The following is a 16,960-nucleotide window of genomic DNA, read 5'->3' on the forward strand; positions in this document are numbered from 1 at the left end:
TGACGGATGCCCGTCAGCTATTTTTTTTACCAAGGAAGATATTTTTTCCACCAACTTGTTTTTTTCTTTTCTTCAGTCGTTTTTTCAAATTCTTCTTTATCATCGACGTGATCCATACAATATTCAGTCGGTTCGGTACCTTTAGCGAAGTACATTTTCACAGAAATAGGACAATTTTTTGTAGCAATTTTACCGTTCTCTGGGTTGATATTAACCGCTACGACGTCACCTGGTTGTTTAAATTCTTTTTTTGGCTGTCCATCTAAGCCTTTCTCCATCGTATCAGTCCATATTTTCTTCGCATATCCTTGTTCTGCTACGTTTGAAATAGATTTAGGTTGATCGTATCCGACCCATACACCAGTTACGATTTGCGGAGTAAATCCGATCATCCAACTATCCGTTTCAGTAGAACCAGATTTTCCGGCATATGTTCTTGATAATTTTGATAACATCGATTGGCCAGTTACAGCAGCATAACTGCTTAGTTTCTTATTAAACATACCAGTCATCATTTCTTCCATTACAAACGCTTTGCTCTTGTCGAGAACTTGTTTACTCTCTAAATGAGCATCGTATAATATATTTCCTTCATGATCCATAATGCGGCGAATGAAAGTAGGTTTTACTTCTTTTCCACCGTTTGCGAACATGCTATAAGCGTTGACCATTTCAATTGGTTTTACTGGTGATGTACCGAGAGCTAGAGAAGGCACATCTTTTAATGCACTTGTAATTCCAAATTGTTTCGCTGTTTTTGCAAGCGCGTCATCTCCTAAAAATAAATTCGTTTTCACAGCATATATGTTATCAGAGACTGCGAGAGCTTGTGCCATCGTTACGAAATCATCGGCATAATAATCTTTATAGTTCTTCGGTTTATACTTTGAAACACCGTCACCTAAGGTGAATACAGTATATTCGCTTTTTAAGCGCGTAGCAGGTGTGAATCCTCGTTCTAATGCCGCATAATATAGAAATGGCTTAAATGTAGAACCAGGCTGACGGATGGCTTGTGTAGCCCTGTTAAATTGACTCGTAGTATAATCAGTTCCGCCAACAAGAGCAGCCACTTCACCTGTCGTTGGATTCATAGAGACGAGAGCAGTTTGTATGTTTGTTGTGTCAGGTATATGATCTTTTACAGCTTGTTCTGCTACAGCTTGTAGTTTAGGGTCTAGCGTTGTATAAATTCGCAAGCCACCTCGTTGTAAAGCTTGTTCGTCTAATCCAACATCACGAAGAAGTGAAGCTTGTACAGCATCTTGGAAATATGGTGCGACCTCTGCTACTTTTTTCGTATCTAATGAGGCAAAAGTTAGTGGCTCTTTCTTCGCTAAGGCTGCTTGTTGCTTCGTAATATATCCTTGTTCTACCATTTCATCTAATATGAGGGCTTGTCGTCCTTTAGCACGATCCTCTTTCAAAAAGGGAGAATAGACACTTGGTCCTTTTGGGATACCTGCGAGCATACTAGCTTCTGCTAATGTTAACTCTTTTGCTGTTTTATCGAAATATAGACGGGACGCAGCTTCGATGCCATAAGCGCCATGTCCGTAATAAATTGTATTTAAATATCCTTCTAAAATATGATTTTTATTATAGTTTACTTCAAGGCGGACAGTGTACATTGCCTCTAATAATTTCCGTTTCCACGTTTTATCATGATCTAAATACAGATTACGCGCGTATTGTTGTGTAATTGTACTAGCTCCTTGTACCTTTGCCATTGCTTTTAAATCAGCAACAATTGCACCTGCAATCCGTTTTAAATCGAAGCCGTGATGTTTATAAAATCTTTGATCTTCAATAGAAAGGGTCGCTTCTTTTACATAAGGTGAAATTTCATTAAGAGAGACATTGTAACGTTTTTGAATTTCGTTACTTTGTCCAATAACGGTATCATCGTTTGCGTAAAAGACGCTTGTTTGCGGGACCGCAACAGGAGGAGGTCCCATAATTTTTGCAACTATAATAATAACAAAAAAAGAAAAAACGAAGAAAAGGACGCAAGAAAACATTGCGGTGAAGAAAAGACGTTTATATTTTTTAAGTTTTGGATTCATAGTTTGATCCATCTTTTTTCAGCCCCTCATTAATACAAGCGTTATTGTATTAGTATTGAGGGTTTTCGTTTATTTTAAACAATGAAATTTCGAAAATAAAAAAGCCCCTTCCATTAAGAAAGGAGCTCAAAGGCACGTGCTGGCCAATCGGTAATGATGACATCTACACCATAATCAATCATAGTTTGTAAATCTTTGTATTCGTTAATTGTATATGGACGGAAAACATATCCTTGCTCTTGTGCTAACTGCACAAATTCTTTCGTTAATAGCTGGAAGTTTGGATGTAATCCACTTGCTTCTCTATGTTTTGCTTCGGCAATTGGATCAGCAATCGGTGTATCATATAAAATTGCTCTTGGAATTTCAGGAGCAATTTCTGCTAATAATGAAACAGAGTCATGGTTAAATGATGAAAATACAATTTGATTTGAAAGATGATATTCACGCACAAGTGCAACAACTTTTTCCTCAATATTTGGGTAATGAATAACATCTGTTTTTAATTCAATATTTAGTTGTAAGTTCGTTGTGGAAAGCCAAATGAAAACCTCGCGCAACGTTGGAATTTTTGCTTCTTGGAAAGAAGGGGCTTTATGGCTACCAGCGTCCAATGATTGTAATTCCTCTACCGTTTTTTCAGAAACAAGTCCAACGCCATTTGTTGTACGATCGACGGTTTCATCGTGAATTACGACAAGTTCACCATCTTTTGATAGGTGGACATCGAGTTCAATTCCGTGAGCGCCAATGCGTTCAGCTTCTTGGAAGGCAATCATCGTATTTTCGGGATGTGTTCCTTTTACTCCGCGGTGAGCAAAAATAAGTGGTTTACTCATATGAAAATCTCCTTATTATCTCTTTTCTTTCATTATGAAACTGCTTTAGGGAAAATACAATTGAATATGACAAACATTTACAAAAGTCTAACAGTTGCAGAAAAGTTAACGTTAACGTAAAATGTAATAATTGAGTGAAGGGAGGAATAAACATGTATAAAATTGATGAAGTAACAAAGCAAGTCGGTTTAACAAAACGTACACTTCGTTATTATGAGGAAATTGGTTTAATTCATCCCCCAGAACGTAGTGAGGGGAATATTCGTCTGTATACGGATGAGGATATTGCCAGAATTAAAAGAATTGTAGAAGCGAAAGAAGTGCTAGGAATCACACTTCAAGAAATGCAACATTTCTTATCACTAAAAGAAAGAATGGAGCAAAGAAGAAATAGCGAGAACCCTCGTGATCGTGAAGTGATTCAAGAAATTAAAGATATGCTTGAAAAACAAGTGCAAACGTTAGACGAAAAAATGGAGCAAATGCAACGTGTAAAGGCAGAACTCGAAGATAGTTTACATCGTGCAGTAACATTTTTAGAGAGCACAAAAGGAGAGTAATCAAAATGGAGAGCAAACAAAAACTAGGGAGATTGATTACAGTGGTAGCTACCTTTCTTGCCTTTTCGGGTATAGGGGTAGTTGACCCAATCTTGCCGATTATTGCTGAGAAAATTGGTGCAACGCATTGGCAAGTTGAAATGTTATTTACCGCTTATATTTTAACGATGGCAATCATGATGTTACCAGCTGGTATATTTGCATCGAGATTTGGTGATAAACGAATGATGACAATCGGTCTTGCGATTGTGACTGTATTTGCGTTTATATGCGGTATATCGCAAACGATTGCTCAATTATCTCTTTTCCGTGCTGGATGGGGATTAGGAAATGCGATGTTTTTTGCGACAGCAATGACACTGTTAATAGCATTAAGTAAAGAAGTTCATGAAGCAGTAGGATTATACGAAGCAGCTATCGGCTTAGGTATGGCTGGGGGGCCGTTATTGGGTGGAATACTAGGTGGACATTCTTGGCGTTATCCGTTTTTCGCGACGAGTATTTTAATTTTCTTAGCATTTATTTTAGTATTCTTTTTTGTAAAAGAACCAGAGCGAAAGGTGAAGCGTAAGGCTGCTGGCGTAGGGGAATTACTTAACTTGGTGAAGTATAAACCATTTATGCAAGGTGCTATTTCAGGGATGCTATACTACTACGGATTTTTTGTTGTGTTAGCATATTCACCACTTATTATGCATTTATCAGCTATTCAATTAGGCTTTGTATTTTGCGGATGGGGACTGGCGTTAGCTTACGGTTCTGCAATTTTAGCACATAAACTAGAAGGGAAATATGAACCAAAAACATTATTGAAGGGGAGTTTACTCGTATTTGCGATTTTCTTAATTGCACTATTCTTTGTGAAAATTATGTGGTTACAAATTACTCTTATCGTTTTATCAGGATTGGCATCTGGCTTAAACAATGCATTATATACAAGTTATGTAATGGATATTTCACCTTATGAAAGATCTGTTACGTCAGGTGTTTATAACTTTGTTCGTTGGTTAGGTGGTGCGATTGCTCCAATTTTATCAGGAGTTATCGGGCACACAGTTTCACCACAAAGCCCATTTTTAGTTGGGGGAATTGTTGTGTTAGTTGGTTGTATTATGATCTTAATTCCAATTCGTAAACCAGTAGAACTAGAGACGAAAACCCTTTCTTAAGAAAGGGTTTTCTTTATACACATATGTTAGAACCCTCTGACTAAAATATATTTTCGGTATTTTTGTACTTTTAACTATACATTTTGGATGTTTTGTTTTATTTTTGTTAGGGGACATTAATGATGTCCCTATTATAAATTTGCATTGAAAGGCGTGATTGTACGATGGAACTATGGTTCACTGAAAAACAAACAAAACATTTTGGGATTACGGCGCGTATTAACCGCACATTACATACGGAGCAAACAGAATTCCAGAAACTTGATATGGTTGAAACGGAAGAGTTCGGAAACATGCTTATTTTAGACGGCATGGTTATGACAACAGAAAAGGACGAGTTCGTTTATCACGAAATGGTAGCGCACGTACCTTTATTTACACATCCAAACCCTGAAAACGTATTAGTTGTTGGCGGCGGCGATGGCGGTGTTATTCGCGAAGTGTTAAAACACCCAAGTGTAAAGAAAGCAACTCTTGTTGAAATCGATGGAAAAGTAATTGAGTACTCTAAACAATACTTACCATCAATTGCAGGCGCATTAGATAATGAGCGTGTAGAAGTAAAAGTAGGAGACGGTTTCCTACACATCGCAGAAAGCGAAAATGAATACGACGTAATTATGGTAGATTCTACTGAGCCAGTAGGCCCAGCAGTAAACTTATTTACGAAAGGTTTCTACGCTGGAATCTCTAAAGCGTTAAAAGAAGATGGTATTTTCGTTGCACAAACGGACAACCCTTGGTTCACACCAGAACTAATTACAACTGTGTTTAAAGACGTAAAAGAGATTTTCCCAATTACTCGTTTATACACAGCGAACATCCCAACTTACCCAAGTGGTCTTTGGACGTTCACAATTGGATCTAAAAAACATGATCCATTAGAAGTAAGTGAAGAGCGTTTCCACGAAATCGAAACGAAATACTACACAAAAGAATTACACAATGCAGCATTCGCATTACCGAAATTTGTTGGCGATTTAATTAAGTAAGAAATCGAGTTTGAACAAATAAAGTGTAGGTAGCTCATTTAAGGTGTTTGTCCAGAAGACTTGAACATGCTAGCTACTTACACTCCTGTAAAGAAAATCGTCTTCTTATTGTTAAAAAAGAAGACACCGGTAAATCGAGAAAGAGGAGCAGTTCGCTCCAAATTTGAGAAATAATGAAAGGTTGGGATACCTTAAGTTCCACATAAGGAGGAAAAGAATATGCGTTTTGATGAAGCTTATTCAGGTAAAGTATTTATTAAAAGTCATCCAAGTTTTGAAGAGTCAAAGGTAGTTATTTACGGGATGCCTATGGATTGGACAGTAAGTTACCGTCCAGGTTCTCGCTTTGGTCCTGCACGTATTCGTGAAGTATCAATCGGTCTTGAAGAATATAGCCCATATTTAGATCGTGAATTAGAAGAGGTAAAATATTTTGATGCGGGTGATATCCCATTACCATTCGGAAACGCACAACGCAGTTTAGACATGATTGAAGAGTATGTATCAAAACTTTTAGATGCCGATAAGTTTCCACTAGGTCTCGGCGGTGAGCACCTAGTGTCTTGGCCAATTTTTAAGGCAATGGCAAAAAAATATCCGGATTTAGCAATCATCCACATGGATGCTCATACTGATTTACGTGAATCGTATGAAGGGGAGCCTTTATCCCACTCTACACCAATTCGTAAAGTGTGTGATTTAATTGGTCCGGAAAACGTATATTCTTTCGGAATTCGTTCTGGAATGAAGGAAGAATTTGAATGGGCGAAAGAAGTAGGTATGAACTTATATAAATTTGACGTATTAGAACCGTTAAAAGAAGTATTACCGAAACTTGCTGGACGCCCAGTCTATGTCACAATCGACATTGATGTATTAGACCCAGCTCACGCTCCAGGAACAGGAACGTTAGAAGCTGGCGGTATTACATCTAAAGAATTATTAGATTCCATCGTAGCAATTGCAAATTCAAATATAAATGTAGTTGGAGCAGACTTAGTAGAAGTAGCTCCGGTCTACGACCATAGTGATCAAACACCAGTCGCAGCAAGCAAATTCGTGCGGGAAATGCTGCTCGGTTGGGTGAAGTAAAAGTGAAGCCGACTGTTTAGACCCGGTGAATAAGGTTCTTCCCTGCAAAAGGTGCTTTTTACCTTTTAGCAGGGAAGGTTCTTAGACGCAAGGGTCTAGGAGGCGTAACTGGATAGAAATAAAAGCGGAAGCGGCTCGCTCAGAATGTGTCGGTAAGTCGATATATAAAAAAATCGTCGATATAATCTTATTTACCATGGCAAGACATGAAAAAAAGAGTTATTCTCAAAAGGTGAGAATAACTCTTTTTCTTATGCAACTTTCTCTTCCGAATTAACGCCGCGAATTTCATCAGCAGAGCGGATCGGATATTTGCGGAACACAATAGATCCGATGTATCCGATAATAGTGGTAACGATTCCACATAGTACAGCAGCAATCGTTACTTTTATAACGTCATTAAATCCGAATAGGACGAGAAGACCTGGAATTGGTGATGCTGTTCCTGGTGCATTATTAACAAGCTGGAATAGCGATGTAATAATACCGGCAAGTGCACCGCCAACGAAATTTGTCATATAAATTGGAATTGGATTTGCTGAGACAACATCGGCTTGTGTTAAAGGCTCGATTGCTACAGCAATTGTATCTTTCTTTGAACAAATTTTTAATCGTTTAAAGAAAATAAAGTTCATCGGGGCTGAAGCTGCTACGGCAAGACTACCAATTGCCATTGGTAAACCTGTTAATCCAAGCATTGCAGTTAGTGCCATAGAACTCAGTGGAGAGGTAGAAATAACTGTTATTAATCCACCAAGCATAATACCCATAATGATAGGACTCTCTGTAGTTGCAACTGAAATCATAGAACCGATTTTACCAAGTGTTGCGTTAACGAGCGGATCCATAAGCATTGCCATTCCACGTGAGATTGGTGCAGCGATGAATAGGATTGCTAAAAATTCCACACCAGCTGGTAATTTCTTTTCGAGAAATTTCACGACGAAGGCACAAACGTATCCAGCGAAAAATCCTGGTAAAATACCGAATCCACTAGTAGCGATACCAATTAAAACAGCGTATACGGGGGAAACACCGATTGCTAATGCGACTAAAATCGCTGCTGCAACACCGCTCATACTACCAGAAGCTTCTCCTACTGATTGTAAAAAGTCATTGTGAAACATTTCTCCACCTATATAACGGTGAAATGCTTCAATAAGAAAACTTGCGATTGCTGCATTAGCTAAAGCACCCATCGCCTTCATTCCGTAAGGCGCACGGTAACTGAAAAGTGTAAATAGACAAAGTACAACAAGTAATAGTGCTAAACCTTGCAAGATAGCCATTTGAAAACTGTCTCCTTTGATTTTTGTAATAAAAATTCGTATCATTCAATAATAATATAAAAGTGTATGAAACGGAAAAATTTTTTCTTGGGAACTTGCTGTAAGAAAAAATCCCTTACAATAATGTAAGGATTGTGTAAGACTTTTCGATAGAGTATAGTATACCCTTTTCCGTATAATACAGGTATAGACATAACATTAGTGAGAAAGAAGTGTAAAACAGGAGGCGCATGTATGAAATTGGTCATTAAAGTTTTAGCTGTATTTGCCATTATTTTAGGGGGAACAGCGTATTATTTGAATACAAAAACAGAAGGTGTACATGCTTTTGTAGACAACTTCTTTTCAAATAAAGAAATACAAGATTATTATGCGGTTGTAGATAAAGGTGAGAAAAAAGACGGTGAGTATTTGTATACATTTAAAGGGTATACAGAGGACGGAAATCAACAAATTATTAAAAGAATGGTAAATCGTGAATTGCATGCAGGTGCTTTTATAAAAATTTATGCAAAAGGTATGCAAGGAAAAGGATGGGCTGAAATAACGAAAGAGTCAATCCCGCAAAAAGCGTTGCAAAAAATAGAAAAACCATAAAAGGAGCGACTCATTCGCTCCTTTTTTAGTACGCTAAAATAGTGATAGATGTCTTTTCTTTGTTAGAAATAATTTTTGCACGTCCACCAATTGGGAAAGTGAAAATCGGGGTTGTATGCCCGAAACTTGCGTTTGCAATAATAGGAATATGTGCAAGTTCAGGTTTTGAAGCAATCATTTCTTGAATGTCCGCTATCTTACATTCTGCTTCTTTTTGCATTCTTCCTATTACAATACCTGTTATATGTTCAAAATTAGGTTGCTGCATAAGGGAATGTAGATAGCGATCAAAAGTTTTAAGTGTCGATTTTCCTGTTAAACTGTCTTCTTCAAGGAATAAAATTTTGCCCTTTAAGTTTGGCATATATGGTGTGCCTTGTAGTAAATTAAGTGTGCTCATATTGCCACCGATAATTTCTCCTGTCGCTTCCCCCTTTTGAATTGGAACATACCCTTCATTTTTAATAAATTCTCGATTTTCCTGATCCATATACCAAGAATCATCGCTCCACGTTTCCGCCGGAATGATTTCAATAGGCTCATTAGCGGTTAAGCATTGTAAAAAGTAATCAGCCGTGTAATGGAGTCCTTTTTCCATTCCAAATGAAGAGAAGTGGGGACCTGAATATGTAACGAGACCCGTTTTTGCGTAAATTGCATTATTTAAGGCAGTAATATCAGAATAACCACAGAAAAATTTTGGGTTTTCACGAATTAAATCAAAATCGAGATATTTCAATAAACCATTCGAGTTGTATCCGCCAAGTGTAGTTAAAATAGCTTTTACATTAGGGTCTCTAAATGCTTCATGGAGGTCTTGGACGCGGGAAGAAATAGAAGAGGAAGCAAATCGATCTATCTCATCGGCATATTTTGAGAATGTCACTTGAAAGCCCATGTCAGTTAATCTTTTTATAGCAAGTTTTCTATTTTCATTTGAAACAATACTTAAACTACAGGATGGTGAAATCACGCGTATTTCATCACCCTTTTTTAACTTTGTTGGTATCATTGAATTCACCTCTATAATTAAAAGAATATTTAGATTTAAAAAATATTTTATCATATGAAATAAAGTAGGAGGGAATTATTTTTTGAAATGGAGTTTTCCTGATTTTTCAGCAGACAGACAGCGTCTTTTTTTGATATGATAGGAAAAGTGATTTATTATAAGTAGTATTTAATATCTATAACATTTGAAAGGTGTGCAAGACGTGAAGAAACAACTTGCAGGCTTGCCGGTACACGTTCATTTCGTAACAGAAATCCGTGAAGGGGCGAGGAAGGAAACCGTTGCTTTTGAAGCAAATGGTCAATACTATGTAAAAGGTCAAGGTACATATGTAACATTCCAGGAGCCGAACGAACAAGGCGAAGTGAAAACAATTATTAAAATTCAAGATGAACAAGTTCTCATTATGCGTTCAGGTGCTATTTCTATGCGTCAGACGCATGTGAAAGGTGAATGGACAACGGGTACGTATACGAGTGAACTTGGTACGTTTGCACTGCAAACGAAAACTGATAACGTTCTTTTTAAATGGTCGGATGAAAAGAAAAAAGGACAACTCTTCTTAACGTACGCATTGCTTCTAAGTGAACAAGAAGCTGGCAGATATACAATTACAATTAATTTGAAGGAGGCAAAATAATGAATTCCTTAGAACAGGTAAAAGGATTGATTAAAGAAGAAATTCAAGCTGCTGTATTAAAGGCAGAATTAGCGACAGAAGAACAGATTCCAAACGTTGTATTAGAATCTCCAAAAGATAAAACAAATGGTGACTTCTCTACAAACATGGCAATGCAACTTGCACGCGTTGCGAAAAAAGCACCTCGTATGATTGCAGAAGAACTAGTTGCAAACTTCGATAAAGCAAAAGCTTCTATTGAAAAAATCGAAATCGCTGGTCCTGGTTTTATTAACTTCTATATGGATAATAGCTACTTAACAGATTTAATTCCAACAATCGTAAACGCTGGTGAAGCTTACGGTGAAACGAACACTGGTAAAGGTGAAAAAGTACAAGTTGAGTTCGTATCTGCGAATCCAACAGGTGACCTTCACTTAGGACATGCACGTGGTGCGGCAGTGGGTGACACTTTATGTAACGTATTAGCAAAAGCAGGATACGATGTATCTCGTGAGTACTACATTAATGATGCCGGTAACCAAATTCATAATTTAGCTCTTTCTGTTGAAGCTCGTTACATGCAAGCTTTAGGTTTAGATAAAGAAATGCCAGAAGACGGTTACCATGGTGCGGATATCATTGGAATCGGTAAACGTTTAGCTGAAGAGTTTGGCGATCGTTACGCAAAAGCTGATGCTGAAGAAAGCTATGAATTCTACCGTTCATACGGTTTGAAATATGAGTTAGCAAAACTTCAAAAAGACTTAGAGAGCTTCCGTGTTAAATTTGATGTATGGTTCTCAGAAACATCATTATACAAAAACGGAAAAATCGATGCTGCACTTACTGTATTAAAAGAGCGTGACGAAATCTTTGAAGAAGGCGGAGCAACTTGGTTCCGTTCAATGACTTACGGTGATGACAAAAACCGTGTATTAATTAAAAATGACGGTTCTTACACATACTTAACGCCAGATATTGCTTACCATCGCGATAAATTAGAGCGTGGTTTCGATAAGCTAATCAACATTTGGGGTGCTGACCACCACGGTTACATTCCTCGTATGAAAGCTGCTATTCAAGCGCTAGGTTACGATAAAGAAACACTTGAAGTAGAAATCATCCAAATGGTACAACTATACCAAAATGGTGAAAAAATGAAAATGAGTAAGCGTACAGGTAAAGCAGTTACACTTCGTGAGCTTATGGAAGAAGTAGGCGTGGACGCAATGCGATACTTCTTCGCAATGCGTAGTGGTGATTCTCATTTGGACTTCGATATGGACTTAGCTGTATCAAAATCTAATGAAAACCCAGTATACTATGCACAATATGCTCATGCTCGTGTATGCAGTATCCTTCGTCAAGGTGAAGAGTTAGGATTAGCTGCAGATGGAGACGTGAATTACAAACTTGTTACTTCTGAGAAAGAAGTAGAGTTACTGAAAAAGCTTGGTGAATTCCCAGCTGTAGTTGCGGATGCAGCACAAAAACGTCTGCCACACCGCATTACAAGCTATGCATTTGAATTAGCAGCAGCATTACACAGCTTCTACAATGCAGAAAAAGTATTAAACCAAGATAACTTAGAATTAAGTAAAGCTCGTTACGAGTTAATGAAAGCAGTACGCACTACGCTTCAAAATGCATTAGCAATCGTAGGAGTATCTGCACCAGAAAAAATGTAATGAAGAAAAGCGGAGCCGACTGTTTAGTCCCGAAGGCTAAGGTTCTTTCCCACAGAAGATGCATTTTATCTTCTCGTGGGGAAGGTTCTTAGACAGAAGGGGCTAGGAGGCAGAGCTGGACATAAAGAAAAGCGGAAGCGGCTCGTTCAGAATAGGAGGGGGATGGAGCTCCTGACAGAGAGGCGTACTTTGCCTCGGAGGAAGGCGCGAAGCCACCGAGTATTCTAGCCGCTGGAGCTAGACAATGAAGAAAAGCGGAAGCGGACTTTCGTTTTTAAATAAAAGGCAATCACATGATGTTGTGATTGCCTTTTTGTATGGAGATAATAAAAAAATAAAATTTTATCAAACAAAAGGATAATTTGCGTCGTCTTATATAAATGACAGGAGGCTTATGATGGAAGAAAAGGTAGAAGAATTAATTGATATATATAAGCAGCAAATATATTCCTTATGCTATAAGTTAGCGAAAACGAAAGAAGATGCGGAAGATATTTTTCAAGAGACGTGGATAAAGGTTTTTTCATCAAGGCATCAACTTTCCTATGTGGATAATTATAAAAAATGGATTGCTACAATTTGTGTTCGTACGTTTTATGATTTTTATCGTAAGAAAAAAAGGTGGAAAGATCGAATATTGGATTTGTTTCATAAAGAAGATGGTGGAGAAATAGATTTCGCAGATGAAGTAAATATATCAGAAGAATGTATTCAAAAAGTGGAAGCGGAAATGATACGGGAAGTTATACAGTTATTGAATGAAAAGTATAAAACTGTGCTCGTACTCTACTATTATGAACAATATTCTTATAAAGAAATGAGTGAAATATTAAATATACCGATTGGTACAGTGAAATACCGCCTTAATTATGCGAAGAAGCAAATTCGAGAACATTTGGAGGGGTTCGTTTATGACGGAAGATAAGTTTGATCAGAAGATAAAAAGTAGCTTAGCGGGAGAGATGGTTCCTAACGAAGAGCTAATAAACCATACGAAACAGAGCGTGCGAAATGCTCGAAAATTAGAAAAGAGATGGGTTGTTTTCATTCATGCTATTTGGATGATTGTATTAACAGTCACCCTAGAGCAGTTTGTTAGTCATTTGGATCATAAAATATCTGTCATTATAACGATAGTTATTATGATGCACATATACATTCCTATATATGTTGTCATACAGGCATTTTTAAAGAAGGAGTATAAATTACATGATAGGGTTCGCTAATCCATTTGTAGTATTTGAGATAGCTGGGATTACAATGTTTTTGGCTTTTATAGCACTTTTAGTATGTGTAGCATCATGGGTATATACAGATGCGAAAACGCGTGGAATAAGTAAGTGGTGGAGTGTTATAGCGATTATATTGCCATTTTTTATTGGAGTTTTGTTATATATGACACGCAGAAATAGCCGGAAAGTAGAAGGAGAATATACGATGAAGGGTATGAAAAAGCAAAAGGTAACATTAGTTGTTATATTTGCAAGTGCGATGTTTGTATTACTTAGCGGCTTTGCTTTCGTTCAAACGTTAGATGATATGTGGAGAGCTGGTGATATATATTTAGAAAATGAGAAGAAAGGGGAGACAAGTTACGAGGCAAAATTCTCATCATGGGATATTGCTGGGAAAGATATTGAACTTGAGTATGCAAAAGATACAGAAGTAACATTTTCTTATGAAACAGATGCAAAGCGTGGTAACTTATGCTTTAGCTTGTATGAAAGACAAGGAGAAGGGATAAAGGAATTAAAGGAGATTTGTGAATCGAAAAAAGGTACTTTTAAAGCTACATTAAAAGCAAATGAAAAGTATGTATTCAATATAAGTGGTTTAATGGTGAAAGATGGTTTTGTAAAAGTGAATTGGGAAGCAAAATAAAGGGCCTCTGAGAAAGGCCCCTTATTTTATTGGATTGTATAAGTAACAGAAAAACTAACAGGACTATAGTAAACGTAAGGTGCATGAAATTGAACATACATATTTCCATCTGTTTTTGCAGTGAAAATTCGGCCGTAACCATCAGAATAACGCCCAATAAGGTTATGATTTGAGTCATAAACACTGTAACTAGGAGTTTTGCTGTTAGGATGAATTGTTAGTTCTTGTCCTTTTTGAAGGGAAATAGGTTCTTGTTCAGAACTACCTCCAGTTTGCAAAGAATAAAATTTTGTAAAGCTTTGTTCTTGAGCGGCAGCAGCGACTTTTGTTTCAGGAATAAACGCGGTAGCTCCGGTAATTCCTGCTAAAGTTAACGCACCTACTAAAATCATTTTTTTCATAATAGAAAAAGCCTCCTTATTAGTTGTAATCGGTGTTGTTACAGTTAATATTGTATACGATAATGAGTAGGATAAAATATGCTTTTATGCATATATATTTTTTCTCAATAAAAGACCACTGATAAAAATCAGTGGTCTTTTATTGATTAAGCAGCTTTCTGCTCAGTTTGAGTAATAGGTTTTTGAAGCGAGTTATAAACTCCTGTTCCGATAACGTCTAATGCCATTTTCATTCGTTCAGGTGAAATGTTTTCTAATACGTTATCTTGGGGTGTATGGTATACCTTCTCGATATGATAGATTAATGGATTCCAACTATCGACACCCATCCAAATAAATAGAGCAGCAGGAATACCAGCTTCAGCAAACGGTACGTGATCACTGGAGCCAAATTTCCCTTGAAGAACGAGGTCATTATTTAATTGTTTACCTGCTTGCAAGGCAGCATCTGTTACAAAGTTTGTAGAGCCATCAGGTGTCATAGCGTATAAATTCTTTGCTTTATCATAATTTGTTGCAACCATATCAGCATTAAAGACGCCTAAAATACGGTCACGTTCTTTTTGGGATAGACTATTAACGTAATAATCCGAACCAAGTAATCCAGTTTCTTCAGAACCAAAGGTAATAAAGCGAATTTCTTTATCAGTTTCTACATTTTGAAAAGCACGAGCTAGTTCTAATACTAATCCAGTTCCAGAAGCATTATCATTTGCGCCAGGTGCTCCAACAACACTATCATAGTGCGAGCTTACAACGACTGCTTTTTCATTACCCGTACTCTTTTTTGGTTTCTTTTTTGCGATAACATTTAGAGATGTTAATTTAGATTCATGTCTCGCTTTTAGGGAAAGAATTGTTGTCTCTTTTTTAGCGATTTCTTCTTTAAATGCATTTCCTTGCGCATAAGCAAGACCAAAGACAGGGATAGATTGCTTTTTCGTTAGGCGGGGATTGAAGGTTTGTCCATAATTTCCGCGTCCGCCAATTAAACTGTATAAAAGAACACCTTTTGCACCTTTGCTAACAGCATTTTCAACTTGTTTATTATAATCTGTAACTGTCGTTCCTCTTTCAAATAAAACAATTTTACCGTTTACTTCATTTGGAATATCTTCTAATTTTGTCCCACCTTGAACAAAGATAAGGGGAGCTGTAATAGCTTCTGTAGATATTAGTGCATTAGGAGCAGCACCAGCTTGCCAATTACGTTTTGTTGATAGTGGTGATTCAATGAATCCAACGTATTGATCGGGCACCTGAAATGGCTGATATTCTACGTCATAACCCATTGATTTAAGCTGCATACCAATGTAACGAGAAGCCCATTCTTCGGATTTTGTTCCACCGGGTCGAGGCCCAATTGTTTCAGATAAGAAACGAACATGTTCAATGGCGCGGTTTGGATCAATTTGTTTTGTAATAGATGGAGTTTGTGGAACTTCTGAAGTGGAATCCGCTTTTGCTTGCCCAATTGGAGCTAAGCTAACAGCAAGTGATATAGCAAGCAAAGAGCTTACTATTTTTTGTTTCAATGATTTGCTCATTTTTTCCTCTCCTATTCTTCTATTCTCTCTGACTGACAAAAGAAGACGGATAATGACTTTATTTTACCTTTGCGTCTTTTATTTTTCAATATTCTGACATTGAGAAATAAAAACAATATATGCATATTTGCATATTTTTGAGGGAGATATGTATGCTATCATTTTAAACGAAGGTTCGCTTTCTACTCTGAAAGCCCCTACATTGCATGAATCTAGTGTACCCAAACTTTAGATTATGTAGAGGAATGGAACCACTGTAGGGTTTCATTCCTCATGTTTGAATCAGTTGATGGTAATTATGTTTCCGCATTTCATAATTATTATCAGTGATATATGTAAGGCATCCATATGAAAATACGAGGCTGTTCAAAGGTTTTCCGTACTTTTGGGCAGCCTCACCCCGTTAAAAGGACGATACTTTATGTATCGTCCTTTTTGTATAAAAAAACACCCAATCAATTGAGAGATTGATTGGGTGTGAAAAAATTATTAATAATTTTTTTTGCGTTTTTTAGCTAAAATACTTAATAATCCAGCTAGTAGAAGAACGATACCTACTGTTTGTGTAGGATCTTCTTTATGACCTGTATTTGGAAGGTGCTTATCCGTATTTCGATCATCTTGCTGTTTGTTATCTGTTTCATTCGATGTTTCTTCGGAAGTTCCGTTTTCGTGTTTTTCAGATGTTTCAGTGCCTTTGTTTTCTTCTTTATTTGGCGTAGTAACGGGCTTGTCATCTCCACCTGAAGAAGATTCAATCTTTTTATTTGAAACTGTAATTTGTAGTGGCGTAGCTTGGGCTTTATCAATTGTAAAGTTTATTGGTGATGCATCTAATTGATAGCCTTTAGGAGCCTTTGTTTCTACTAATTGATAATTACCAGGTTTCAAATCATTTATGATTACTTTTCCTTGTTGATCTGTTTTTAAACCTTCTCGGATGACGTTTCCATCTTGGTCTAAAATATTGAAAATGGCACCTTCAAGTGTTCCATGGTGATCAATATCAACTTTAGTTAACTCAATTGAACCTGTTGTTAAACTATTTAAAGCTGTAACAGAGGTAACTTGAGTTTGTCCTTTCGTAATTGTGAAAGGAATTGGTTTAACGTTTAAATCATAGCCAGTTGGAGCTTTCATTTCAATGAACTGATAGTCTCCCGGACGCAAATCAGAAACAGAAATCTTCCCATCTTTATCAGTAG

At 37.1% G+C, this 16,960-nt stretch carries 17 protein-coding genes; 10 read left to right on the forward strand and 7 right to left on the reverse strand.

Features of this window, described 5'->3' with window-relative positions:
- Positions 1 to 26: 26 nt before the first annotated feature.
- Both MR167_RS13855 and MR167_RS13860 read right to left on the reverse strand, forming a co-directional pair.
- Positions 27 to 2,078 carry a transglycosylase domain-containing protein gene (locus MR167_RS13855; protein WP_000372951.1) on the reverse strand — a complete coding sequence of 684 codons (2,052 nt, stop codon included), beginning with the start codon at positions 2,076 to 2,078 and terminating at the stop codon, positions 27 to 29.
- Positions 2,079 to 2,179: 101 nt separating this feature from the next.
- Positions 2,180 to 2,905 (reverse strand): glycerophosphodiester phosphodiesterase, encoded by a 726-nt coding sequence (locus tag MR167_RS13860; protein ID WP_000042780.1) that lies wholly within the window; start codon positions 2,903 to 2,905, stop codon positions 2,180 to 2,182.
- 152 nt (positions 2,906 to 3,057) lie between these two features.
- Between MR167_RS13860 and MR167_RS13865 the strand changes: the two genes are divergently transcribed.
- From MR167_RS13865 to speB, 4 genes are all read left to right on the forward strand, one after another.
- Positions 3,058 to 3,465: a MerR family transcriptional regulator gene (locus MR167_RS13865; RefSeq protein ID WP_000276560.1), complete on the forward strand. Its 408-nt coding sequence runs from the start codon at positions 3,058 to 3,060 to the stop codon at positions 3,463 to 3,465.
- Positions 3,466 to 3,470: 5 nt separating this feature from the next.
- On the forward strand, positions 3,471 to 4,634 hold the full coding sequence (locus MR167_RS13870) for an MFS transporter (protein ID WP_000444236.1): 1,164 nt from the start codon (positions 3,471 to 3,473) through the stop codon (positions 4,632 to 4,634).
- 164 nt (positions 4,635 to 4,798) lie between these two features.
- Positions 4,799 to 5,626, forward strand: a complete 828-nt coding sequence (gene speE / locus MR167_RS13875; RefSeq protein ID WP_000424696.1) for a polyamine aminopropyltransferase — start codon at positions 4,799 to 4,801, stop codon at positions 5,624 to 5,626.
- A 219-nt stretch (positions 5,627 to 5,845) separates the two neighbouring features.
- On the forward strand, positions 5,846 to 6,718 hold the full coding sequence (gene speB / locus MR167_RS13880; RefSeq protein ID WP_001209831.1) for an agmatinase: 873 nt from the start codon (positions 5,846 to 5,848) through the stop codon (positions 6,716 to 6,718).
- 251 nt (positions 6,719 to 6,969) lie between these two features.
- Here speB and MR167_RS13885 read toward each other — a convergent pair whose 3' ends face one another.
- Complete coding sequence (locus MR167_RS13885; RefSeq protein WP_000996325.1) at positions 6,970 to 8,007, reverse strand: PTS sugar transporter subunit IIC; 1,038 nt, start codon at positions 8,005 to 8,007, stop codon at positions 6,970 to 6,972.
- A 234-nt stretch (positions 8,008 to 8,241) separates the two neighbouring features.
- Between MR167_RS13885 and MR167_RS13890 the strand changes: the two genes are divergently transcribed.
- Positions 8,242 to 8,604: a YxeA family protein gene (locus MR167_RS13890; protein ID WP_000779933.1), complete on the forward strand. Its 363-nt coding sequence runs from the start codon at positions 8,242 to 8,244 to the stop codon at positions 8,602 to 8,604.
- Positions 8,605 to 8,629: 25 nt separating this feature from the next.
- On the opposite strand, the gene MR167_RS13895 is transcribed toward MR167_RS13890, so the two are convergent.
- On the reverse strand, positions 8,630 to 9,616 hold the full coding sequence (locus tag MR167_RS13895; RefSeq protein ID WP_242314831.1) for a S66 family peptidase: 987 nt from the start codon (positions 9,614 to 9,616) through the stop codon (positions 8,630 to 8,632).
- A gap of 202 nt (positions 9,617 to 9,818) precedes the next feature.
- Here MR167_RS13895 and MR167_RS13900 point away from each other — a divergent pair, with 202 nt between their 5' ends.
- The 5 genes from MR167_RS13900 (at position 9,819) to MR167_RS13920 (ending at position 13,807) form a co-directional block, all read left to right on the forward strand.
- Positions 9,819 to 10,256, forward strand: a complete 438-nt coding sequence (locus MR167_RS13900; RefSeq protein ID WP_000744343.1) for a YwiB family protein — start codon at positions 9,819 to 9,821, stop codon at positions 10,254 to 10,256.
- Entirely contained in the window at positions 10,256 to 11,926 is a 1,671-nt protein-coding gene (argS, locus tag MR167_RS13905; protein ID WP_001086463.1) for an arginine--tRNA ligase, read from the forward strand. The genes MR167_RS13900 and argS overlap by 1 nt, the downstream gene beginning before the upstream one ends.
- A 397-nt stretch (positions 11,927 to 12,323) precedes the next feature.
- Complete coding sequence (locus MR167_RS13910; RefSeq protein WP_000391648.1) at positions 12,324 to 12,851, forward strand: RNA polymerase sigma factor; 528 nt, start codon at positions 12,324 to 12,326, stop codon at positions 12,849 to 12,851.
- The gene (locus tag MR167_RS13915) at positions 12,838 to 13,152 is read left to right on the forward strand and encodes a hypothetical protein (RefSeq protein ID WP_000133816.1); all 315 of its coding nucleotides are present in this window, start codon (positions 12,838 to 12,840) and stop codon (positions 13,150 to 13,152) included. The genes MR167_RS13910 and MR167_RS13915 overlap by 14 nt, the downstream gene beginning before the upstream one ends.
- Entirely contained in the window at positions 13,136 to 13,807 is a 672-nt protein-coding gene (locus MR167_RS13920; protein WP_000578914.1) for an ABA4-like family protein, read from the forward strand. The genes MR167_RS13915 and MR167_RS13920 overlap by 17 nt, the downstream gene beginning before the upstream one ends.
- Positions 13,808 to 13,833: 26 nt before the next feature.
- On the opposite strand, the gene MR167_RS13925 is transcribed toward MR167_RS13920, so the two are convergent.
- The 3 genes from MR167_RS13925 to MR167_RS13935 all read right to left on the reverse strand — a co-directional run.
- Positions 13,834 to 14,208: a hypothetical protein gene (locus MR167_RS13925; RefSeq protein ID WP_016099332.1), complete on the reverse strand. Its 375-nt coding sequence runs from the start codon at positions 14,206 to 14,208 to the stop codon at positions 13,834 to 13,836.
- Positions 14,209 to 14,354: 146 nt separating this feature from the next.
- Positions 14,355 to 15,755, reverse strand: a complete 1,401-nt coding sequence (locus tag MR167_RS13930) for a M28 family metallopeptidase (protein WP_000045708.1) — start codon at positions 15,753 to 15,755, stop codon at positions 14,355 to 14,357.
- Between the two features lie 489 nt (positions 15,756 to 16,244).
- Positions 16,245 to 16,960, reverse strand: a 716-nt coding sequence (locus tag MR167_RS13935) for an MSCRAMM family protein (protein WP_242314833.1), incomplete at its 5' end; no start/stop codon positions are given.

Origin of the sequence: Bacillus cereus group sp. BfR-BA-01355, from assembly GCF_022663675.1 — a bacterium.
GTDB classification, from domain to species: domain Bacteria; phylum Bacillota; class Bacilli; order Bacillales; family Bacillaceae_G; genus Bacillus_A; species Bacillus_A thuringiensis_S.